Annotated in this window: 16 protein-coding genes; 2 read left to right on the top strand and 14 right to left on the bottom strand. The window is 43.0% G+C overall.

The genetic code is table 11. The features are described 5' to 3' along the window. Window positions 1-7 precede the first annotated feature (7 nt). The 4 genes from DW650_RS10240 to DW650_RS10225 form a co-directional block, all read right to left on the bottom strand. Window positions 8-2,338, bottom strand: a complete 2,331-nt coding sequence (locus DW650_RS10240; RefSeq protein ID WP_158576223.1) for an FMN-binding protein — start codon at window positions 2,336-2,338, stop codon at window positions 8-10. Between the two features lie 26 nt (window positions 2,339-2,364). Then, complete coding sequence (locus DW650_RS10235; RefSeq protein ID WP_199654250.1) at window positions 2,365-3,489, bottom strand: FAD:protein FMN transferase; 1,125 nt, start codon at window positions 3,487-3,489, stop codon at window positions 2,365-2,367. Between the two features lie 255 nt (window positions 3,490-3,744). Next, a complete protein-coding gene (locus DW650_RS10230) occupies window positions 3,745-4,353 on the bottom strand; it encodes an ECF transporter S component (protein ID WP_117922265.1) in 609 nt (202 codons plus the stop codon). Window positions 4,354-4,465: 112 nt separating this feature from the next. Continuing rightward, complete coding sequence (locus DW650_RS10225) at window positions 4,466-5,074, bottom strand: ECF transporter S component (RefSeq protein WP_117922266.1); 609 nt, start codon at window positions 5,072-5,074, stop codon at window positions 4,466-4,468. A gap of 294 nt (window positions 5,075-5,368) precedes the next feature. On the opposite strand from DW650_RS10225, the gene DW650_RS10220 reads away from it, so the two are divergent. Next, window positions 5,369-6,715, top strand: coding sequence for a hypothetical protein (locus tag DW650_RS10220; RefSeq protein ID WP_118209836.1), 1,347 nt, complete (start codon window positions 5,369-5,371; stop codon window positions 6,713-6,715). Between the two features lie 140 nt (window positions 6,716-6,855). On the opposite strand, the gene DW650_RS10215 is transcribed toward DW650_RS10220, so the two are convergent. The 6 genes from DW650_RS10215 to DW650_RS10185 form a co-directional block, all read right to left on the bottom strand. Further along, entirely contained in the window at window positions 6,856-7,905 is a 1,050-nt protein-coding gene (locus tag DW650_RS10215) for an electron transfer flavoprotein subunit alpha/FixB family protein (RefSeq protein WP_117922270.1), read from the bottom strand. A 26-nt stretch (window positions 7,906-7,931) separates the two neighbouring features. Next, window positions 7,932-8,714, bottom strand: a complete 783-nt coding sequence (locus tag DW650_RS10210) for an electron transfer flavoprotein subunit beta/FixA family protein (RefSeq protein WP_006855163.1) — start codon at window positions 8,712-8,714, stop codon at window positions 7,932-7,934. 168 nt (window positions 8,715-8,882) lie between these two features. Then, the gene (locus DW650_RS10205; protein ID WP_006855164.1) at window positions 8,883-10,037 is read right to left on the bottom strand and encodes an acyl-CoA dehydrogenase; all 1,155 of its coding nucleotides are present in this window, start codon (window positions 10,035-10,037) and stop codon (window positions 8,883-8,885) included. 29 nt (window positions 10,038-10,066) lie between these two features. Continuing rightward, window positions 10,067-10,939 carry a 3-hydroxyacyl-CoA dehydrogenase family protein gene (locus tag DW650_RS10200; RefSeq protein ID WP_015520873.1) on the bottom strand — a complete coding sequence of 291 codons (873 nt, stop codon included), beginning with the start codon at window positions 10,937-10,939 and terminating at the stop codon, window positions 10,067-10,069. Window positions 10,940-11,032: 93 nt separating this feature from the next. Continuing rightward, window positions 11,033-12,214, bottom strand: coding sequence for an acetyl-CoA C-acetyltransferase (locus tag DW650_RS10195; protein ID WP_015560964.1), 1,182 nt, complete (start codon window positions 12,212-12,214; stop codon window positions 11,033-11,035). Between the two features lie 346 nt (window positions 12,215-12,560). Further along, complete coding sequence (locus DW650_RS10185) at window positions 12,561-13,700, bottom strand: cell wall hydrolase (RefSeq protein WP_241070780.1); 1,140 nt, start codon at window positions 13,698-13,700, stop codon at window positions 12,561-12,563. Between the two features lie 224 nt (window positions 13,701-13,924). Between DW650_RS10185 and DW650_RS10180 the strand changes: the two genes are divergently transcribed. Then, window positions 13,925-15,217: an HD-GYP domain-containing protein gene (locus tag DW650_RS10180; protein WP_117922274.1), complete on the top strand. Its 1,293-nt coding sequence runs from the start codon at window positions 13,925-13,927 to the stop codon at window positions 15,215-15,217. Window positions 15,218-15,310: 93 nt separating this feature from the next. Here the strand turns inward: DW650_RS10180 and DW650_RS10175 are convergent, their stop codons facing one another. The 4 genes from DW650_RS10175 to carB form a co-directional block, all read right to left on the bottom strand. After that, on the bottom strand, window positions 15,311-16,921 hold the full coding sequence (locus DW650_RS10175) for a mannitol dehydrogenase family protein (protein WP_118209835.1): 1,611 nt from the start codon (window positions 16,919-16,921) through the stop codon (window positions 15,311-15,313). Window positions 16,922-16,955: 34 nt separating this feature from the next. Then, window positions 16,956-18,038 carry a mannonate dehydratase gene (gene uxuA / locus DW650_RS10170; protein WP_118209834.1) on the bottom strand — a complete coding sequence of 361 codons (1,083 nt, stop codon included), beginning with the start codon at window positions 18,036-18,038 and terminating at the stop codon, window positions 16,956-16,958. Window positions 18,039-18,196: 158 nt separating this feature from the next. Beyond that, window positions 18,197-18,874, bottom strand: a complete 678-nt coding sequence (locus DW650_RS10165) for a GntR family transcriptional regulator (RefSeq protein WP_117922276.1) — start codon at window positions 18,872-18,874, stop codon at window positions 18,197-18,199. A gap of 421 nt (window positions 18,875-19,295) precedes the next feature. After that, entirely contained in the window at window positions 19,296-22,502 is a 3,207-nt protein-coding gene (gene carB / locus DW650_RS10155; protein WP_118209833.1) for a carbamoyl-phosphate synthase large subunit, read from the bottom strand. Between the last annotated feature and the right edge of the window lie 29 nt (window positions 22,503-22,531).

The following is a 22,531-nucleotide window of genomic DNA, read 5'->3' as shown; positions in this document are numbered from 1 at the left end:
TTCTCCCTTAATTTTTTGCCTGCTCTAATGCCTTCTGGCAGGCTTCAATGATTGCTTTTGAAGAACAGGTTGCAGACGATACCGTATCGATTCCCTCTGTACTGTTCTTTTGTAATATCTGACTGACAACACCTTTCGATGCGGCTTTTATATAGAAAGAATTGCTCTTTCCACCGTCTCCGGAAATATCTCTGATCTCTGTGATCTTATCGTTTTCAATCACAACCGTCACCGTCAGATTATATGCATCAAAATCCTCGTCCTCATCCGGATTGCAGACAACATTTACCTTATAGTTACCATTTTTATAAGTCAGCGTCTTCTCGCCACTATCCTCAGTGTTTTCCGTATCATTTTTTTCGGTATCACCGCCACTCTCCGTGCTGTCACTGCCGTTTTCCGTATTACCACCGTTATTTTCTGTGTCTTCACTGTCTTTTTCTGTATTCTCGCTGTTCTTTTCCGTGTTTTCGCTGTCTTTTTCTGTATTCTCGCTGTCTTTTTCTGTGTCCTCGCTGTTCTTTGTATCGTCAGCATCGTTCTGACTGCCGGATGAAGTGTAGATGCCGTCTTTTTCTGCAGCTTTTGCCACTACCTCCACAGCATGCATTACCGCTTTAGAGGTGCAGGTTGCACCGGACACTGTGTCTACTCCATCAATTCCGTTTTTCTTTACAATCTGCGCCGCAACCCCCGGATGTTTACTGCTGCCAGAGACCGCTTTTGTAATATAAGTATCATTCTGGGAACCTCCATCCCCATACACGTCGGAAACTTCAATGATCTTTCCATTCTGAAACATCACTTTTACATGCAGGTTGTACGATGTAAAAGCGCCGCTCTCATCCGGATTACATACAACTACTCCATAATACGAACTCGCATTTGATGTGTCTGGCTTTTCGGTATCATCCTGTGTTTCGGTATCCGTTTTTCCCTTTTTTGCAGCCTTCATCGCATTTGATACTGCCTCAATGATTCCTTTTGAACTATATGTTGCACCGGAAACCGTATCCACAGACAAGCTCTGCTTATCTATGATAGTATCCGCTACTTTTTTCGCCTGGTTAAAATAACGGTCATCCTCGTTTTTGTGATCTGTGATCAGAATCGCCTTAATCGTCTTATCCTGTAATACCATCGTGGCAGCGATATCACCGCCATAGCCCTCCCCGACTCCGGTATAGACTCCGTCTGGATAGTTAAATTTTCCCTTTTTCTGCTTTTCTGTTTCTTCCTTGTCCAGCCCAAGTGCATTTTTTACCGCATTAATAATACCGTTGGAACTAAATGTTGCACCGGAAACCGCATCCACATTTACTGTCTGACCTGCAAGGATTGTCCTTATAACGCCTTTCGCACGTTCAAAATAAGATTCCGTGTCTGACTGGCTGACAATATCGATCGCCGTGATCGTACGGTTTTCCACTTTTACCGATACTGTCACTGTGCCGGAATATCCCTGTGCATTTCCCGTATATGTACCATCCGCAATATCAAAATCTCCTTTTCCAATTGTAAATGCATCTTCCGTCTCGCCCGTCAATGCATTTTTTACCGCATCAATAATTCCCCTTGAACTATATGTAGCGCCGGAGACCGTATCCACATCCGTACTCTGCTTTTCTAAAATACTTGCAGTCACACCCTCCTTTGCACGGTTAAAAAATCCTGCATCATCCGACGTTTTTACAATATAGATCCCAACGATCGACTTATCTTTGATTTCAATAAACAATTTGACTGGTCCGGCAAATCCAGTTCCGGTTCCTTCATAATAGCCATCGTCCAACGTAAAATTTCCTTTTGCCACAGCCGTTTTCTTCGTCTTGTCACCGGAAGACAATGCATCTTTGACTGCATTTATGATTCCTTTTGAACTGTATGTTGCACCGGAAACTGTCTCCACATCCGTACTCTGCTTTGCAAGGATGCTTGCTGTCACGCCTTCTTTTGCACGATTGAAAAAGGCTGCATCATCCGAATTGCTCAGAATATTGATCGACCGGATCGTCTGATTTCTGATCTCAACTGAAACTTTGATCTTGCCGGAGAATCCATTCGCACTTCCTTCATAAGTTCCATCTGCAAGATCAAACGCACCAGTCAAAACAGCAACCGTTTCCGTATTTTCAAATTCCGTCTCTGTTTCCGGCTCTTCCACCGACTCATTACTGGCATTTTCGATAACAGTTTCTGACCCTTCCTGTTCATCCTCTGATTCTGCACCATAAACCGGTGCTGTATAATCACTCAGTGAAACAACTGCACCAAGTCCCACGATTGCTGCCAGAATAACCGGTGCGATTCCTGAAATATTTTTCCAGATTTTGTTCATGCTTATCTCCATCTAAAACTATCTTTTTATGATTCTTTTTCAATGATCTTCGTATCCAGTTCCGATTCAAAACTATTTGCAATCCCCTCTGTGACATAGATTTTCCTGTCATCCGTCATCAGAATCATGTCAAATTCATCACTGTGAGCTCTCCAGTATTCCGTTGCAGCTTCCTTCCCCATAATAAAAACGGACGTAGAAAGTCCATCCGCAAGCGTCCCGTCTGCCGTAACAATGGAAACAGAAATCAGTCCGTTCTTCGCCGGATAACCAGTTTTGGGGTCTATAATATGATGATATGTCTTTCCATCCTGCTCAAAATACCGTTCATACCCACCGGAAGTGATCACTGCCTTATCCTGTATGGAGAGCACCCCAATATACTGATCTGTATCCTGTGGATTCTGCACTGCAACACGCCATTTGCTCCCATCTGTTTTGGTTCCAAGTGCCTGTACATTTCCACCAAGATTAACCAGTCCGCTTTTAATTCCACATTCACGGTATATATCCATGATACGTGCGGAAGTATATCCTTTTGCTATCCCGCCTAAATCAATCTGCATTCCTTCTTTTTGGAATGAAATCTCCTTCGTCCTGCTGTCATAAGAAATATCATTCACATCCGTCAATGTCAGAAGCTCCTGTAATTCTTCTTCCTCCGGCACCCTGAAATTATCATCTGTAAATCCCCATGCTTTCATCACAGGGTATATTGCAATATCAAATGCACCATTTGTTGACTGGTACAGGTCTAAAGACCGTTCCACAAGATAATCGGTATCCTCCGAAAGGATTCCTCCTCCATTCTGGTTGATCTGATAAATCTCACTATTTTGATCTCCGGTAGATAAAAGACTATCGAGACGTTCTATTTCCTCCTCTGCCCGTCGGACAGCTTCATTTGCACCAACACCATAAGCTGTTACATTCATATAGGTATCCATTGCAAATATATCCCTGCTTGCCTGTGTACTTTCGTTTTCCTGCTGACTCTGCGCATCTGCCATTTTCTGTGTGCTGCTTTCCTCCGCAGCTATTTCGCTGTCCGCTGTATATATTTTCACAGATCGGTCTGTTCCACAGCCTCCAAGCATTGCAATTACTGTCACCGTTGTTATTAGTAAATATTTTTTTCTAATTTTATCCATTCTCATATATTATAAATCCTAACTATCGTTAGTTTTTTCTAACTCAAATAGTTTACAATGCTTATCACTATTATGTCAATCACACCTTTCGATATTTTTTCTCATTAAAATCTGCGTTCCAAAAGGTGATTTGCAATTTCTTGACTGAATTTTATATAACAGGAAACTTCAACGCTTTTTTTATAAGCAGAAAGATCCCAGTGTTATCCTTAATGGTAACACTGGGATCTTTCTACATATCGTCATATGTTTTATTTAATTGTATTTTAATGCCTTTTTCAAAGCTGCTGAAATTGCCGTTCCTACGATAAAACATACGATTGCTTCAATCAGTCCGTTCACACCGACAAATGCTAAAATAAACAGCAATGCATTTTTTGCACCCAGAGCCGATACAAATGACTGGATGTATTCTGTATTGTAAAATCCAAGCACTAACATTCCCATAAAAAATGTAGTATTAAGTAATGGACAGCAAAGGTTGCTGATCGTAACAGATGCACCGGATGGCAGCTTTGTTTTGCGAAGTCCTTTATAGATCAGACCTGTCAGCCATCCCATCAAAATACGGGTAGGTACGCATACCAGAAATGTCAAAAAGCCGTTAATTCCAAGCAGTGCCGCACCAAACGGACTCATGCCAAAGCACTGGATAAAACTTGTAATGCCGAACACACCGCCTAAGATCGCACCTGCTGCCGGTCCTAATGTAACAGCTCCTACCGCTACCGGAACGACGATCAGCGTGATCTCAAGACCTGCTGTTCTGATATATCCGATCGGGGTAAAAGCCATGATAAGAATAATAGCAACTAAAAGTGCCATCTCCACAAGATACTTTGTGGAAAACTTTTTCTGAGTCATAGTCTCTTCCTCTTTTCTTAATAATATGTAATTTTTTCATATGCAACGTTATTAAGTATAGCACTTGAACACCTTTTCCGCAATGCTGCATTAACGTTTTTAACATATTCTGTTAATTGTATTTCAGTGCCTTTTTCAAAGCTGCAGAAATTGCCGTTCCTACAACAAAACATACAACCGCTTCAACAAGTCCGTTGATTCCCACAAATGCAAGCACAAACCAGAACGGATTGCTGACACCCAGTGTCTGAACAAATGACTGGATATACTCCGTCTGATAAAAACCAATCACCAGCATACCCATAAACAATGTCGTATTCAAAAGCGGACAGCATAAATTTGCGACCGTGATTGATGCAGTATATGGGATTTTCGTCTTTCTGAGTCCCTGATAGATCAATCCGGTCAGCCATCCTACCAGAATACGTGTCGGCACATATACCAGAAATGCCAGAAACGGATTAATTCCAAGCAGCGTCGCACCAAAGGCGTTTAGTCCGAAACACCGTAAAAAACTGGCAAATCCAAATACACCACCTAAGATTGCACCTGCCGTTGGTCCTAGTGTAACAGCTCCTACCGCCACCGGAACAACGATCAGGGTAATTTCTATACCTACTGTCTTAATGTATCCGAGCGGGGTAAAAGCCATGATAAGAATGATGGCAACTAAAAGTGCCATTTCCACAAGAAATTTTGTGGAAAACTTTTTCTGAGTCATAGTCCCTTCCTCTTTTCTCGTTTTTATGTAATTTTATACGAAACACAGGACGAGCCATTTGTGAATCATTATAAATTTCCGGCATCCTGTATCTCTGCAACGTGACTAAGTATAACATCTGGCAGTATTTTCCGCAATCTTAGATTGCATTAATCCTAAAATTGTGCCATCCTCAGAATTGCACTACCACTTTTTTATATTTTTAATGTTTCCTTAATTATCAATAAATGCCATTGACTTTCTGCTTTTTGCGTGCAAAGCTAACCATATATTTATAAGAAAAGAGTTTTTACCATGATACAGAAAAAAAATGTACTTAACACCGTTCCGGTTATCTGCCTTGGTGCCCTGCTTTTAGGGTCGGCATACGGGCAGCTTCACACGCCAATGACGCCGCCACCGATTACAGCTCTCGCCTCAGATATTCTGCCGACGACAGGCAATGTCCGAGCACTTGATGTTGTGGTCGATTTTGCGGATGCGAAATATGATACAGACAGACGCCTGTCCGATGAAGAAATTTCCTCCTATCTGTTTGGCACAGACAATACTGAATTTTATCCCTGTGAGAGCCTGACTAGTTATTTTGACCGTGCTTCATACGGATCACTGCATATGACCGGAAATGTATTTCATTACACAGCGAAAGGTACGATCGCATCCTACGAAAAAACGAACGATGGATACGAAACGCTGGTGCGTGAGGTTCTTTCCGGTTTAAATGATACGATCGACTATACCGATTATGATTCTGACGGCGATGGCTATATCGACGCTCTCTGCCTTTCTGTTCCAAGCGGAGGCAATGCTGATTTCTGGTATGGCTGTACGGCATCCTGGTGGGCTTCCACCCTGCCGGATTTAGATGGCGAAAAATTAAATTACTATGTGATCAGCGATGAACAGCCTTATGCCGATACCATGGATTATTATCTCGGAACACTCGCCCACGAATACGGGCACTGTATGGGACTCCCGGATTATTATAAATACGGTTTAAAAGAAAATTTTGAAGCTACGACTGGGGATGCCGGCATTGAACGCATGGATGAAGCTGCGGGTGATTTTTGTCCGTTGTCAAAGCTGCTGCTCGGATGGTACCTTCCGGCAGAAGTACAGATTTACCACCCCGGCAGCAAAAAGACCGACATCACTTTAGCTGACTCCTCCATGCAGACTGACACTCCAGCTGCACAGACATTTACCCTGACAGATGATACCCAAGAGGGAAGCTGTCTGATCATACCGCGCACTGATGCTTCCAGTTATTTTTCAGAATACATGATCCTTGACTATATCACCCCGAATGGTAATTATGACGGTATGTTTTCTTCCGGCGGACTTCGTATTTATCACGTCGATGCCACCCTTGCAAACGACGAATACTATGCCCCCTATCTGACCGCTGATAACTACAGTCCTGTCTACGATTCCACCAATAACGGCAGGCGGATCTTAAGACTGGTCAATGACGGAAATGGCTTTTACCGGAACGGTGATGTGATTGATGGCACTGCCACAGGCTTGGGCTGGTATGACAACAACGGACAGGTGACCATTGATACCGGGTATACGATCACGGTTGACTCTGTATCTGCGGATCAGAAAAAATGTACCGTAACGATTTTGCCGGACAACTAAATAACTTTTTCCACCAACTCCAGACAAGAAGCCGCAAATTTTCTCCAACTCCCAACAAAAAGCCCGTCCCCCATGTCAGCTTCCTCACAGAATCCAAACATGAAAGACGGGCTTTCTATCTTACAGGTTGTCCACCTATATTATTTGTTGCCTAACTCAGCTTTTAATGCTGCTGTTAAAGCAGGAACGATCTTATTCAGATCACCAACCAGACCGTAATCAGCTACGTCGAAGATTGGAGCATCTTCATCTTTGTTGATTGCGATGATCAGGTCAGAATCTTCCATACCAGCTACATGCTGGATTGCTCCGGAAATACCGATTGCAAAGTAGATCTGAGGACGAACAGTTTTACCTGTCTGACCTACCTGTAAATCAACCGGTAACCAGCCATTCTCTACAACTGCACGGGAGCAACTTACAGTACCGCCAAGTACCTCTGCAAGATCTTCAAGAAGTTTGAAGTTCTCTTTGGAACCAACTCCACGACCACCGGAAACAAGGATCTTTGCTTCCATGATGTTTGCTGTGCTCTTAACAGCTTTTACGATATTTAAGATCTCAACATATCTGTTGTTTGGTGTAAATCCCGGATTGTATTCTACAACGTTTGCTTTTGCACCAGCGATCGGAGCGATCTTCTGCATAACACCAGGACGTACAGTTGCCATCTGAGGACGGTTGTCCGGACAGGCAATTGTTGCGATGGTGTTACCACCGAATGCAGGACGTGTCATTAATAACTGATTGTGTTTCTGCTCTGATTCTTTACCAGGTGCAGCAACCAGTGGGAAATCACCGATCTCAAGAGATGTACAGTCTGCTGTCAGACCTGTTTTTACTCTTGCGGAAACAGTAGGTCCTAAATCACGACCGATTGCAGTTGCACCTACTAACATGATCTCCGGTTTGTACTCATTGATTACAGATGCTAATGCATGTGCATACGGCTCTGTTCTGTAGTCTTTTAATTCCGGATCATCTACAACGATAACTCTGTCAGCACCATACTCAGCTAACTGATCTGCTAAGCCTTTTACACCAGATCCGATTAATACTGCGGTTACATCAGTACCTAAATCTTTTGCTAAGTCTTTGCCTTTTCCAAGTAACTCAAATGCAACGCCATCTAATACGTTATCTACCTGCTGTGCAAAGACAAATACTCCTTTATATTCTTCTAATGCCATGTTATTCACCACTTTTCCTTTTTTTATTAGATAATGTGTTTCTCTTTGAATTTGCCGATCAAATATGCTACGGATTCTGCCGGATCAAGGTTTACTTTCTCACCAGCACCCTTTGCAACTTTATCAGATGCTTTTGCAATCTTAGTAGGAGATCCCTTTAAACCAAGATCAGAATCGTCAACATCCTTTAAGTCTGCTCTTCCCCAAACGGTTACTTCTTTGTCAAATGCATCGAAGATTCCGCCTGGTGTCATGTAACGCGGCTCATTTAATTCAGAAAGAGCAGTTACCAGACAAGGCATTTTTGCTTTTAACTCATGATATCTGTCTTCGTACTGACGTTTTACAACAACAGAATCACCCTCTACTTTGATGTCTGCTGCGTAAGAGATAACCGGAAGTCCAAGATGCTCAGCGATCTGAGGACCAACCTGTGCAGTATCACCATCGATAGCCTGACGTCCTGTGATGATCAGGTCATAGTCTAAGTTACGAAGTGCTCCAGCGATTGTGGTAGATGTTGCCCATGTATCAGCTCCACCTAATACGCGGTCTGTTACAAGAACTGCTTCATCAGCACCCATTGCTAATGCTTCACGAAGAACTGCATCAGCCTTTGGAAGTCCCATGGTAAGAACTGTAACTTTTGCTCCTGTCTCATCTTTGATTCTAAGTGCTGCTTCAAGACCAGCTTTATCATCTGGGTTCATGATAGCAAGCATTGCTGCTCTGTCAAGCGTTCCATCCGGGTTGAACTTAACGCCGCCCTTTGTATCAGGAACCTGTTTAATACATACTACGATATTCATGTATTTTCCACTCCTTATGTTTTATATGTTTAAATTTTACGCGGATTGATTCGAAACACTACGTGTTTCTCATGCGCGTTGCGCTCTCAAATGTCTGAAAAAAATATTCCATTCACGCAAGCGTGATTCCATATTTTTTACAGCCATTCTCAATCCGCTGGATCACGACTATTTCAACAATGCACCTGAAATTACCATACGCTGTACTTCGCTTGTACCCTCGTAAATCTCTGTGATCTTAGCATCACGCATCATACGCTCTACATCATACTCTCTGATATATCCGTATCCACCGAATAACTGAACAACTTCAGTTGTAACTGCCATTGCCGTCTCGGCTGCGAATAATTTAGCTTTTGCAGCTTCTACAGAATATACTTTCTGGGTAGCTTTTGCCATTGCTGCTTTGTAAACTAAAAGCTGTGCAGCTTCGATTCTTGCAGCCATATCAGCAAGTTTGAACTGTGTATTCTGCTGCTGTGCGATAGAACGGCCGAACTGTTTTCTCTCTTTTGTATAAGCGATAGCTCTGTCTAATGCACCCTCAGCGATACCAAGTGCCTGAGCAGCGATACCAATACGTCCACCATCAAGTGTATGCATTGCGATCGGGAAACCTTTTCCTTCCGGTCCTAACAGATTCTCTTTCGGGATTCTGCAGTCTTCGAAGATCAGCTCATAAGTAGATGATCCACGGATACCCATCTTCTTCTCTTTTGTTCCGAATGAGAAACCAGGAGCTCCCTTATCTACGATAAATGCAGAGAAGTTTTTCTTCTTTCTGCCTCTCTTGTCCTCTGTGATGCTTGTGATAGCGATTACAATATAAACATCTGCAACTTTACCATTGGTAATGAAGCATTTTGATCCATTTAATACCCACTCGTCACCATCTAAAACAGCTTTTGTCTGTGCACCCTGTGCATCAGTACCAGCACCCGGCTCAGTTAATGCGAATGCACCTAACTTCTCGCCTGTTGCAAGTGGTTTTACATATTTCTGTTTCTGCTCTTCTGTACCATATGTCATGATCGGATCGATGCAGAGAGATGTATGTGCAGATACAACAACACCTGTGGTTGCGCAAACTTTAGATAACTCTTCTACGCACATAACGTATGTAAGAGGATCACAACCCTGTCCACCATATTCTTTCGGAACCGGAATTCCCATGAATCCGTATTTCTGCATTTTCTTAACCGTTTCTGCCGGGAAAGCTTCTGTCTCATCTGTTTCCTGTGCAAGCGGTTTTACTTCTGTTTCAGCAAATTCCTTGAATAAGGAACGCGCCATTTCATGTTTCTTGTCTAAAGTGAAATCCATGATCTAATTTTCCTCCATAAATATTTATTTTACTGAGCATCGACCGGAGTCTTTGTACGATCAGCATTGTATACATAGAATCCCTTGCCGCTCTTTGCTCCAAGGTTACCACCACGAACCATCTTACGGATCAGTGGGCATGCACGATATTTGCTGTCGCCTGTCTCTTTGTAAAGTACATCCATGATAGCAAGGCAGATATCAAGACCGATGAAATCACCTAACTCTAACGGTCCCATTGGGTGGTTAGCACCAAGTTTCATAGCTGCATCGATACCAGCGATATCGGAAACACCTTCCATTTTGATGAATGCAGCTTCATTGATCATTGGGATTAAGATACGGTTTACAACGAAACCAGCAGCCTCATTAACCTGTACCGGAGTTTTTCCGATCTCTTCAGAGATTTTCTTAATAGCGGAAACAGTTTCATCCGGAGTATTCACACCAGCGATAACCTCGATCAGTTTCATACGGTCTGCCGGGTTGAAGAAATGCATACCAACCATTGGACGGTTTAATCCGTTTCCGATCTCTGTGATGGAAAGACTGGATGTGTTAGAAGCGAAGATACAATCTGGTTTTGCGATCTCGTCTAATTCTTTGAAAGTAGTTTTCTTTACTTCCATGTTCTCGAAAGCTGCCTCTACGATCAGATCACAGTCTTTGCAAAGGTCTTCTTTTAAACCTGGAGTGATTTTTGCAAGGATGCCATCAACAGCTTCCTGTGTCATTTTTCCTTTTTCTACTAATCTTGCATAACCTTTTTTGATTTTCTCTTTTCCGCCTTCAGCCCACTCCTGCTTGATATCGCAAAGTGCTACTTCATATCCTTCTACCTGAGCAAATGCTTTTGCAATGCCCTGTCCCATAGTTCCTGCACCAATAACGCCAACCTTCATTTCGGTTACCTCCTGAAAATAATTATGTTAACTGTATGTTTGAAAAATGCAATCCCCGGGAAGTCATTCCCCGGGAATTACTATAAAAAACTATTATCTCTCAACGATTGTAGAGCATCCCATACCACCGCCGATGCAAAGTGTAGCAAGACCTCTCTTAGCGTCTCTCTTCTGCATCTCATGCAGTAATGTAACAAGGATACGGCATCCGGAAGCACCTACCGGGTGTCCTAATGCGATTGCACCACCGTTTACGTTTACTTTTGACATATCGAATTTCAGATCTCTTGCTACTGCGATAGACTGAGCTGCGAATGCTTCGTTTGCTTCGATCAAGTCCATATCATCAATGGATAAACCTGTTTTAGCTAATACTTTTCTTGTAGAAGCAACAGGACCAACACCCATGATCTCTGGCTCAACTCCGCCAAGAGCACCTGCTACCCATGTAGCCATTGGTGTAACACCAAGTTCTTTTGCTTTCTCTTCGCTCATAACAACGATTGCTGCTGCACCATCGTTGATACCGGAAGCGTTACCTGCTGTAACAAGTCCGCCCTCTTTACCAGAGCAGCATTTTAATTTTGCTAAAGACTCAGCAGTTGTACCGGCACGTGGTCCCTCATCTTTCACGAAATCAACGATCTCTTTTTTCACTTTAACAGGAACCGGAACGATCTCATCATCAAATTTGCCTTCAGCGATTGCTTTTTCACATTTCTGCTGGCTGTTTGCTGAGAACTCGTCAAGTTCTTCTCTTGTAATGCCATATTTATCACATACGTTCTCTGCAGTGATCATCATATGATAGTGGTTGAATGCATCTGTTAATGCATCATTTACCATTGTATCGATGATCGTTGCATTGTTCATACGATATCCAAAACGAGCTTTTGTCATAGCATATGGTGCCATAGACATGTTTTCCATACCACCTGCAACAACGATATCAGCCTCACCTGCCATGATCATGGTAGCTGCATCATTGACACATTTTAAACCAGAACCACAAACAACGTTGATCGTGATTGCCGGAACTTCGATTGGCAGTCCTGCTTTGATTGCTGCCTGACGTGCAACGTTCTGACCCTGAGCTGCCTGGATTACACAACCCATTTTTACCTCGTCAACCATCTCCGGTTTAACGTTTGCTCTTCTTAAAGCCTCTTTGATAACGATTGCACCTAAGTCTGCTGCTGGAGTATTGCTTAATGCTCCACCCATTTTACCGATTGCGGTACGGCAAGCACCTGCTAAAACTACTTTCTTTGCCATTTTGAATTCTCCTTTCAATTTAACACAAAGCTCTGCATTTGCAGAGAATTTGTTTCTTTCTCTTTCATTTTGCCGAAAAATGCTGTTAATTTTTTAACAATCTTTTTTAAAAAAATAAATTCAAACTTTTGGTTGAAATTTATCTTTTTTTCTTTTCAATTTAAAAAGCTCATTACTATGTAAATCAGCTATTTTTCTGCATTTCTTGTACTTTCTTATGCTAACATATTTCACAATTAATTGCAATAGCTTTCTTTATTTTTCATCTTTGTAAACAATTTTCCACATCCTTTTTGCTCCATTTTGCAGGGTTTTTTGTTAAATTTTTATCATTTTATCATTTTGTTTAATAAAACACATGATTACCTATAACTGTTCCTTCTATTATGCCGTTATTCACACGAAAATACAGACAATTTGTTGTGCTCGTTCCACCCAGCACCGCCTGTGCTGCACTCATACAATCGGAAGCAACTCCCTGCTCCAGACGGTATGCAAGACGACCGCTGGCAACCGGAGAGAACTGCCCTCCCTGATAAATCACACCGGAAACTGTATTCGGAAAATAGGAACTTCTGACACGGTTCATGATCACGCTGCCCACCGCAAGTTTTCCATCATATGGCTCGCCCCATGCCTCACACTGGATGATGGCAGCTAACAGATACGCATCGCTCTGTGCCGGTGCGTATGTCACATTCGACCTGTTTTCCTGTTCCTGCTTTTTGATGGCTGCAAGGCGCGCAGCATCCTCTTTTGCCTTCTGTATCTCAAGCTGCTTTTCGTATTCGATCATTTTCTTGATCTTTGCATCGATCGACTCCACATCGGACTGTGCATCTTCAATTTTCTCGCTGGATTCCTGTATCTTCTTCTGCGTATCCTCGATCAGGCTGTTGACTTTTTCCTGCTCTTTCTGTTTTTCCTGCTGTAATACAGTCAGTTCTTCCTTCTGCTTCTCGAGTTCCTTTTTCTGTTCTTTGATCTGCTCCGTGAGCTCCTGATATGCCGTAAGCATATTTCTGTCGTACTGATTGATTGCACTTGTATATTCCGCCTGATTTAAAAATTCTGCGATGGAGGACGCATGAATAAGCATGTCCCATACAGACTGATTGCCATTTTCATAAATATACTGAATGCGCACTTTCATATCTTCATACTGCTCTGCTGATCGTTCCTCGGAACGTTTCAGATCTTCCGCCGCCGTATTGATCTCGTCCTCTTTCTGTGCTGCCTGCTGCTCTAACTGGTTCATATCGGAAGTGATCGTATTTAACTGTCCATTCAGTCCGCTAAGGTCGCTCTCCAACCCCTGTTTTTCATTGGTCAGGCTGTCCACCTGATCTTTCGCATCTTCTTTCTGTTTCTTAAGGTCTGTGATCTGGTCTTTTGCCTTATCAATATCTTTCTGTGTCGTTCCTGCATGGACAGTTGCCGTAACAAGCATGCAGCCGGTCAGTATTCCTCCCAGGATTCTTCTCAAAAAATTGTGTCTCATGCTGTTCCTTTCGGCTGAACAGTAACCTTTCGGCTGCTGTTGTATTTTTCGTTCATTGTATTTCTTCTATTAATATGGTATTATAGCATGTAAAGCACAATATGAATATTAATTTTTTCACATACCATTATTGGGGGAATATTCAGGCATCTGGTGTCTGGATATGGTATAAAAAAGCCTGATAATCATCACAGGGGGAGGATTTACCTATGCAATTTGTAAAAACAGCAGATTTAAAACCCGGCATGAGACTTGCAAAACCAATCTACAATAAGATGGGTGTTCTTCTTTATGAAAGAGACACACTTTTAACCATGCAGGGTATTAACAGTATCGAAAACTTTGGTCTGATCGGTATTTTTATTCTTGAGCCGGCAGAGCCGGTACCGCCTCTTTCCAGAGAGGATCTTGAATTCGAACAGTTCCAGACGATATATGTTTTTAAACTAAAAGAAAATATGGATCGTCTGCAGGCCAATCAGGCACCTGTTTCGCTGAGCGATCTCGTCCGGGACATCCAGACACATTACGGCAGTCTTGATCACAAATTAAATTTTGCACAAAACCTGCGAAGTTCTGCAGATTTTGTTTACAAACATTCCATCAGTGTCGGCATTCTCTGTGCGATGATCACAAATCAGATGCATCTGCCTGCTGCAGAACAGACAGCCCTTATCACAGCTGCGCTTCTCTACGATTTTGGTTATCTGTATGTACCACAGACAGTGTTAGACAAGGGGGATGACCTTACAACAGCAGATAAGGATTTTATCCAGCTCAACTTAGAGCGCGGTTATGAAACGCTCCGCCCGGACCGTGGTGATTATAAATTCCCGGTACATACGCTTGATATCATCCAGCAGATCATTTTTAAAAACAGCCGTACTTTAAAAGTCAAAGAACCGGCAGACAATATCCGTCTTCTCGTCGATATTTTAGCAGTAGCGGACGAATTTGACCATCTGACCGCAATGAACATTAACAAACCGCCAATTTCAGAAATTGCTGCCATGGGACGTCTGAAAAAGGATAAAGCCACCTACAATCCGCTCGTACTTTCCGCTTTAGCAGAATGTATCCATATTCTTCCGACCGGTGCATGTGTTGATCTTTCCGATGGAGAAAAAGCCCTTGTGCTTGCAGAGAATCCGGCTGATTTTCTTCATCCGATGGTACTGAAGTTTTCCACAAACATGATATACGATTTAAGTGACCCGGTGATCAGTAAATCTTTAAAGATCACAGATATCATGAAAACTATGGACAACCGCATCGCTTTAGACAAAGATTCTGTCAAACAATTTGTCTCTGATGCCTATATCAAAGAAACGGCAGACCGTTTCCGCAAGGTTAAACTTCAGATTGCCCAGCACAAGCAAAGTGAGCTGGAACAGAAAGCCGCAAGTGCTTTAATGAGCAGTGCTTCCGTGATCCCACAGAATGCCGGCACAGAAAAATCACTGACACAAAAAAAGACACGCAAAAAAATGAAACTTCGTTAATAATAGAATACGCACTCCGCAAATATTCCATTACGATAAAAAAGAAAGACATGGCAGGATTTCCGATCACTGTCATGTCTTTTTTCTGATGAACTAGAGATATTTTTTCAGCACCTTCCGTACTGCACCCGGTCCTTCTAACATCTCTTTAAACATTTTTATTACTTTTTCCGCAATTCCTGCCTCATAAAGATCACATCCAAATAAAGTATCATTTGTTAAAATGTCAGAAAGTTTTCCATCTGCACTGTCCGGATCTGATAAATGGACATCTTTCAGTTTCTCCTGCATAACCGAAAGCATTGGATCACTGCTTGGTGTAAACTCTTTTCCTGCATCATCTACTGCAAGAAGGTAACGGAGCCATCCAGCAATCACAAGCGGGATTCCTGTCAGTTCGTTTAAATCTTTTCCTGCTTTACAGTAGCTTTTGATCGTCTCTCCAAAGCGGATCGCAAGTTTCTGACTCGTGTCAGTTGCAATTCTCTGTGGAGTATCCGGAATAAACGGATTTGGGAGACGTTTGGTCAGCACCTCATCTAAAAACTTCTCCGGACTTAAGATCTTAGGATCTGTAACTACAGGCATACCTTCTTTTTTGCCGATCAGTTCTACTAATTTCTTTAACTCTGTATCTTTCATTTCAGCAGCAATGCTCTCATAACCAAGCATACATCCATATACTGCAAGTGCTGTGTGAAGCGGATTTAAACATGTCGTCACTTTCATACGCTCGGTATCATTGACCGTATCGCGGTCTGTCATATATACACCTGCTTTTTCAAGCGCAGGTCTGCCGTTCGGGAAACGGTCTTCCACAACCAGATACTGTGGTTCCTCTGCATTGACAAATGGTGCGATATATGTATTTTTTCCGGTAATGACAGGTGCCATTTCTCCAATTTCAAGTTCCTTTAGGGCATCTTCCACCACTTTTGCCGGACGCGGCGTGATCTTGTCGATCATTGTCCATGGAAATGACACTTTTTCTTCATTATTTACCCAGTCTGCAAATTCTTTTGTTACAAAGCCTCGTTTTTCCCATTCCTCTACGACGGTCAGAACGCTGGTCTTTAATTTTTCTCCATTGTGTGAACAGTTATCCATACTGACAACGGCAACCGGCGTACCACCACTTAAAAACCGCTCCAGTAGAAGTGCTGTCACTTTGCTCATTGCATGTGAACATTTTTCCGGTCCATTTTCAAAATCCTGCTGTACAACCGGCAGATATGCGCCCTCTATGTTTTTTAAGGCATATCCTTTTTCTGTGATCGTAAACGAAACCATCTGTAAGGATGGATTACGAAAAACCGCTTTTAACTGTTCCATATCTTCCGGAAATTCCGTGCCGGCACGAAGTCCTGCCCCGATCGAAGCGATCACTTCTTTTTTCATGGTTCCATCCGGAAGTAGACTTACCATCAGCGTCATGTTATCATGCGGGCGGTAGATCTGATCTATGATATCGTAATCAAATGTATCAGCTGCTATAATTCCGCTCTTCTCAAGCCCCTGATTTAACAGGGACTGCTGCAATGCCGCAATAAACCCCCGAAAAATGTTTCCGGCACCAAAGTGTACCCATACCGGATTATTTTTCGTTTCTGCCATCATTGCCTGTACATCAAATTCCGGCAGTTTTACATTTCTTTCCTGCCATGCGCTTTTATCTTTGATTCCCTCTAAATTTAACTGAAGCATTTTATTCTCCCTTCTCTTTTATAACTATTTTGCTTTAGTTCTTTCTGGCAGCTTTGTCAATTGCTTCCCAAAGACCATTTAAGTATGTAACTCCAAGTGCACGGTCATATAATCCATATCCAGGTCTTCCTGTCTCATCCCATATCATTCTTCCGTGATCCGGTCTGATATAGGTATCTGGGCATGTCTCGTAAACTGCTTTTACGATCTCATACATATCCAGACTTCCATCCGAAGAAAGATGGCTGCTCTCGCGAAAATTATGATATCCCAAATGCTTGATATTACGGATATGCATACAGCCGATACGGTTCATCTCACCAAAATGCCGGATGATCGAAGGAATATCATTTGCAGGATCTGATCCAAGGGAACCAGTGCATAAACATACTGTATTTGCCGGTGAATCATGCAGTTTTACGATACGGTCATAATCATCCTGACTGTGTGCGATACGTGGCAGTCCAAAGATATCCCATGCCGGATCATCCGGATGGCATGCCATCACAACGCCACACTCCTCGCAGACCGGGATGATCGCATCCAGAAAATATTTGAAATTCTCCCGCAGCATATCACCTGTCATTCCCTCATAATGTTTTAAAGTAGTCTCTAACTCTGCCAGACGCTCCGGCTCCCATCCCGGCAATGAAAAACCGTTACAATCTGCGGCAGTCTTTTTCACGATTTCAACCGGTCCCATCGTTCCGAGATCCTTTTCATCAAAATATAAGCTGTTTGATCCGTCCTCCGGAATCACACGCGCAAGATCTGTACGCAGCCAGTCAAATACCGGCATAAAATTATAAACGATGACTTTTACTCCGTATTCGGCAAGATTGCGGATCGTTGTCTTATAATTTTCAATATATTTGTCCCTTGTCGGCAGACCGATCTTGATATCCTCATGGACATTGACACTCTCGATCACTTCACACTCTAATCCGGCTTTATGAATCCCGTCAATATAATCTTTGATCTCTTCTTTTGTCCAGACTTCTCCTGCTGCCTTGTAATCCAAAAATCCCATAACCCCGGTCATCCCCGGAATCTGTTTGATCTGGCTTAATTTTACTGAGTCACTGTTTTCTCCAAACCAGCGAAATGTCATCTTCATATGAAATCCTCCTTTTTGAATCCCCATAATGATCCTGTACCATCTGTTATTTTTGTTATCTGAATCATAACATATCTTTTTTCATCTTGTCTACTAGTATACTAGTTGGTGTAAAATTTTTTCTATATTTCACAGAATATTCCAGTGGGTGTATCTTTTCATTTTTCAAAATATTCCGGATAAACTTCGCGGATTGCATCTTCCTCTAAACGGAAACGCTGCAGGTGATGCGTAAGGATCTCTGCTGCCTGCCTGGCATCCTGTGCTTCAATCGCTTCTAATATCTTTTTGTGATCATCCACAACTTTCAGATCTTTCACTACACCGATACTTAAATCACGCACCCGGTCAAAATGGACACAGATCCCCTCCATCATGGTATATGCCTGCATTTTCCCGGCTATCTGAAATAATTTCTTATGAAAATCATTATCCAGTTCTAACAGACGGATATGATCTGGATTTTTAAGATAAAATTCCTGAAGCATTACATTTTCTCGCAGTTCTTTTAAATCATCCTCCGTCCGCATACCACAGACAAGCTCCACAACTGCTTTTTCAAGTGCCATACGCACAAAATCCGCTTCCTCCACCATCGCATAATCAATATAAGCGACACGGCTGCCGCGCTGCGGCAGGACTTCAATGATCCCTGTCTTGGCAAGTTCAATAAATGCTTCGCGCACCGGTGTTCTTGACAGTCCAAGCTGATCTGCGATCTCTTTTTCGCTCAGCATCGTACCGGGCTTTAATTCCCTGTATACAATATTATAACGCATAACTCTGTATGCATAATCTCTTCCGGTCTCCCCCGGATTCCGCTCCTGTATGATCATATTTTATGTAAAATTGCCGGCACAGGCAATTCTATTTCCTTTCTGACATTGCTTCTTACTCACCTGTATATTGTTCTATAGTACAAATATTGTATCATAAAACAGCACATTTCCCTAAGGATTTGTGCTGTCTTTTGTCAGTTCCATTATTTATTATTAGAACAAAGAGTCGCTTGCGACTCTTTCGCGCTCGAGCGATGCTGTTTACTGCTAACTTCTTCTCCGCGAGATGCCGCATCCCGCCCGGAGGGCTTTTTGATTCATAGGACATAATTTCCTATGAATCAAGAAAGAATCCTGCTTTGCAGGATTCTCCGCCTGCGGCGGGTCGCTCCAGCGACATAATTCCACTCCGACGCAGTGCGCTCCTGCCCGGAGGGCTTTTTAATTCATAGGACGTAATTTCCTATGAATTAAAAAATTACAGATTCTTTACGGTAGCAATATCCACCGGTGTCAGATCATCGGTCGCAGTCTCTAAGCTACGTGCTAACGCATTTGCCGTATCCATTGCCGTGATACAGTAAACACCTGTCTCGATTGCATTTCTCCGGATCAGGAATCCGTCTCTGGTCTTATCACCATTTCCCTGTGTCGGTGTGTCAATGACAAGGTCGATCTTATGTCCTAAGATTAAGTCCATAACGTTCGGTGACTCCTGAGAGATCTTGTTGACACGAAGTGCATTGACGCCGTGCTCCTGTAAATATTTTGCGGTGCTTCTCGTTGCGTAAATCTTGTAGCCAAGTGCTTCAAAACGTTTTGCAACACCGACTGCTTCCGGTTTATCTGCATCTTTTACTGTCATGATCATCTGTTTGTACTTCGGTAAAGTCACACCTGCACCGAGGAATGCTTTGTAGAGAGCCTCGTTAAAGGTCTTTGCAATACCAAGGCACTCACCGGTTGATTTCATCTCCGGTCCTAAGGAGATCTCAGCACCACGCAGTTTCTCGAAGGAGAATACCGGCATCTTGATTGCAATGTAATCTGCGGTCGGTGCAAGTCCCGGCTCATATCCAAGTCCACGGATCGTATCACCGATAATTACTTTCGTTGCAAGATCAACGATCGGAATACCGGTAACTTTGCTGATGTATGGCACAGTTCTCGAAGAACGCGGGTTTACTTCGATGACATACACCTGCTCGTCCATGGCGATAAACTGGATATTGATCAGTCCGATTACATGCAGTGCCTGTGCAAGACGTTTGGTATACTCAACGATCGTCTCTTTGACATGGTCACTGATCGTCGGTGCCGGGTAAACAGAAATACTGTCTCCGGAGTGTACACCGGTACGCTCGATGTGCTCCATGATACCAGGGATCAGGATATCCGTTCCATCACAGACTGCATCGACTTCGATCTCTTTTCCCTGTAAATATTTATCTACAAGGATCGGGTGATCCTGTGCAATACGGTTGATGATGCCGATAAATTCTTCGATCTCATCATCATTAAATGCGATCTTCATACCCTGTCCACCAAGTACGTAAGAAGGTCTTACCAGTACCGGATAACCGAGACGGTTTGCAACTTCTTTCGCTTCCTCTGCAGTAAACACGGTTCCACCTGCTGCTCTCGGAATCTGTGTTTTCTCTAAGATCTCATCGAAAAGCTCACGATCCTCTGCCGCATCGACATCCTCTGCTTTTGTACCAAGGATCTTAACACCCATCTTCATCAGACTCTCGGTTAATTTGATCGCGGTCTGTCCACCAAACTGTACGACAGCTCCGTCCGGTTTTTCCAGTTTTACGATGCTCTCTACATCTTCCGGTGTTAAAGGTTCAAAATAAAGTTTGTCTGCAATATCAAAGTCAGTGGAAACGGTCTCCGGGTTGTTGTTGATGATGACGGTCTCCCATCCCTCTTTTGCAAATGCCCATGTACAGTGTACGGAGCAGTAATCAAACTCGATACCCTGTCCGATACGGATCGGACCGGAGCCAAGTACCAGTACCTTTTTCTTTGGATTGGTTTCGATGGCTTCGTTCTCACTTCCGAATACGGAATAGTAGTACGGTGTGGATGCCTCAAACTCTGCGGCACAGGTATCTACCATCTTGAATGCTGCCACGATGCCATTTTCATAACGCATATCATGGATTTCTTTTTCGGTCTTTCCGGTCAGTTTTGCAATAACACTGTCCGGGAATTCGATACGTTTTGCTTCTTTTAATAACTCTACAGTTAAAGGCTCATTCTTTAACTGATTTTCCATCTCAACTAAGATGGCAAGTTTATCAATAAACCAGCGGTCAATCTTTGTGATCTCATGGATCTCATCATAACTTTCGCCTCTGCGGAGTGCCTCTGCGATCACCCAGATACGGCGGTCATCCACCACATGAAGCTGCTCGTTTAACTCTTTATCAGAAAGTCCTGTAAAGTCATAAGACATTAAGCTGTCTACGTGCTGCTCTAAGGAACGGATTGCTTTCATCAATGCGCCCTCAAAGTTGTTGCAGATACTCATGACCTCTCCGGTCGCCTTCATCTGTGTGGTAAGTGTTCTCTTTGCCGTGATGAATTTGTCAAACGGAAGTCTCGGAATCTTTACAACACAGTAGTCAAGCATCGGCTCGAAACTTGCATAAGTTTTTCCGGTAATTGCATTTTTGATCTCATCTAAGGTGTAACCTAATGCGATCTTTGCAGCAACTTTTGCGATCGGGTATCCGGTTGCTTTGGATGCAAGTGCAGAAGAACGGGATACACGCGGGTTAACCTCGATGACGCAGTACTCAAAGCTGTCCGGATTCAATGCATACTGTACGTTACATCCTCCGGTGATATTTAACTCGGAAATAATATTTAATGCAGATGTACGGAGCATCTGGTATTCCTTATCGCCAAGTGTCTGGGAAGGTGCAACAACGATGGAATCACCGGTATGTACACCGACCGGATCGATATTTTCCATGTTACATACGGTGATACAGTTGCCGTTCGCATCACGCATTACCTCATACTCGATCTCTTTCCATCCTGCGATACAACGCTCTACCAATACCTCTCCGACACGGGAAAGACGCAGACCGTTTGTTAAGATCTCAACCAGCTCGGTCTCGTTATGTGCGATACCACCGCCGCTTCCGCCAAGCGTATATGCCGGACGAAGTACGACCGGATAACCAATGGTATTGGTAAACTTGATACCATCTTGTACGTTGTGTACGACCTGGGATGCTGCACAAGGCTCACCGATCTTTTCCATGGTATCTTTGAATGCCTGACGATCCTCAGCCTTAAAAATCGTCTCTGCAGTTGTACCGATCAGTCTGACATTATATTTTTCAAGGATGCCTTTTTCCTCTAACTCCATACCAAGGTTTAAGCCTGCCTGTCCACCTAAAGTTGGCAATACGCTGTCCGGTTTTTCTTTTGCAATGATCTTCTCTAAAACAGATACCGTAAGCGGCTCAATATAAACCTGATCTGCGATATCTTTATCTGTCATGATCGTCGCCGGGTTTGAGTTTACCAGCACAACCTCAACACCCTCTTCTTTCAATGAGCGGCATGCCTGTGTACCTGCATAGTCAAACTCTGCAGCCTGTCCAATTACGATCGGGCCGGAACCAATTACTAAAACTTTTTTTATGTCATGATTTCTTGGCATTAATTCTTCCTCCTAAAATTTGTTAAACA

The sequence above is a fragment of the Roseburia sp. AM23-20 genome, from assembly GCF_003470905.1.
GTDB lineage: Bacteria > Bacillota > Clostridia > Lachnospirales > Lachnospiraceae > Roseburia > Roseburia rectibacter.
Note: the sequence above shows the minus strand (reverse complement) of the source record. Positions and strands in the feature narration are given on the sequence as shown.

Excerpts from the sequence above, each read along its gene's own strand:
- DW650_RS10240 (WP_158576223.1), bottom strand. The coding sequence starts at position 2,338 with ATGAACAAAATCTGGAAAAATATTTCAGGAATCGCACCGGTTATTCTG.
- DW650_RS10235 (WP_199654250.1), bottom strand. The coding sequence starts at position 3,489 with ATGGATAAAATTAGAAAAAAATATTTACTAATAACAACGGTGACAGTA.
- DW650_RS10230 (WP_117922265.1), bottom strand. The coding sequence starts at position 4,353 with ATGACTCAGAAAAAGTTTTCCACAAAGTATCTTGTGGAGATGGCACTT.
- DW650_RS10225 (WP_117922266.1), bottom strand. The coding sequence starts at position 5,074 with ATGACTCAGAAAAAGTTTTCCACAAAATTTCTTGTGGAAATGGCACTT.
- DW650_RS10220 (WP_118209836.1), top strand. The coding sequence starts at position 5,369 with ATGATACAGAAAAAAAATGTACTTAACACCGTTCCGGTTATCTGCCTT.
- DW650_RS10215 (WP_117922270.1), bottom strand. The coding sequence starts at position 7,905 with ATGGCATTAGAAGAATATAAAGGAGTATTTGTCTTTGCACAGCAGGTA.
- DW650_RS10210 (WP_006855163.1), bottom strand. The coding sequence starts at position 8,714 with ATGAATATCGTAGTATGTATTAAACAGGTTCCTGATACAAAGGGCGGC.
- DW650_RS10205 (WP_006855164.1), bottom strand. The coding sequence starts at position 10,037 with ATGGATTTCACTTTAGACAAGAAACATGAAATGGCGCGTTCCTTATTC.
- DW650_RS10200 (WP_015520873.1), bottom strand. The coding sequence starts at position 10,939 with ATGAAGGTTGGCGTTATTGGTGCAGGAACTATGGGACAGGGCATTGCA.
- DW650_RS10195 (WP_015560964.1), bottom strand. The coding sequence starts at position 12,214 with ATGGCAAAGAAAGTAGTTTTAGCAGGTGCTTGCCGTACCGCAATCGGT.
- DW650_RS10180 (WP_117922274.1), top strand. The coding sequence starts at position 13,925 with ATGCAATTTGTAAAAACAGCAGATTTAAAACCCGGCATGAGACTTGCA.
- DW650_RS10175 (WP_118209835.1), bottom strand. The coding sequence starts at position 16,921 with ATGCTTCAGTTAAATTTAGAGGGAATCAAAGATAAAAGCGCATGGCAG.
- uxuA (WP_118209834.1), bottom strand. The coding sequence starts at position 18,038 with ATGAAGATGACATTTCGCTGGTTTGGAGAAAACAGTGACTCAGTAAAA.
- DW650_RS10165 (WP_117922276.1), bottom strand. The coding sequence starts at position 18,874 with ATGATCATACAGGAGCGGAATCCGGGGGAGACCGGAAGAGATTATGCA.
- carB (WP_118209833.1), bottom strand. The coding sequence starts at position 22,502 with ATGCCAAGAAATCATGACATAAAAAAAGTTTTAGTAATTGGTTCCGGC.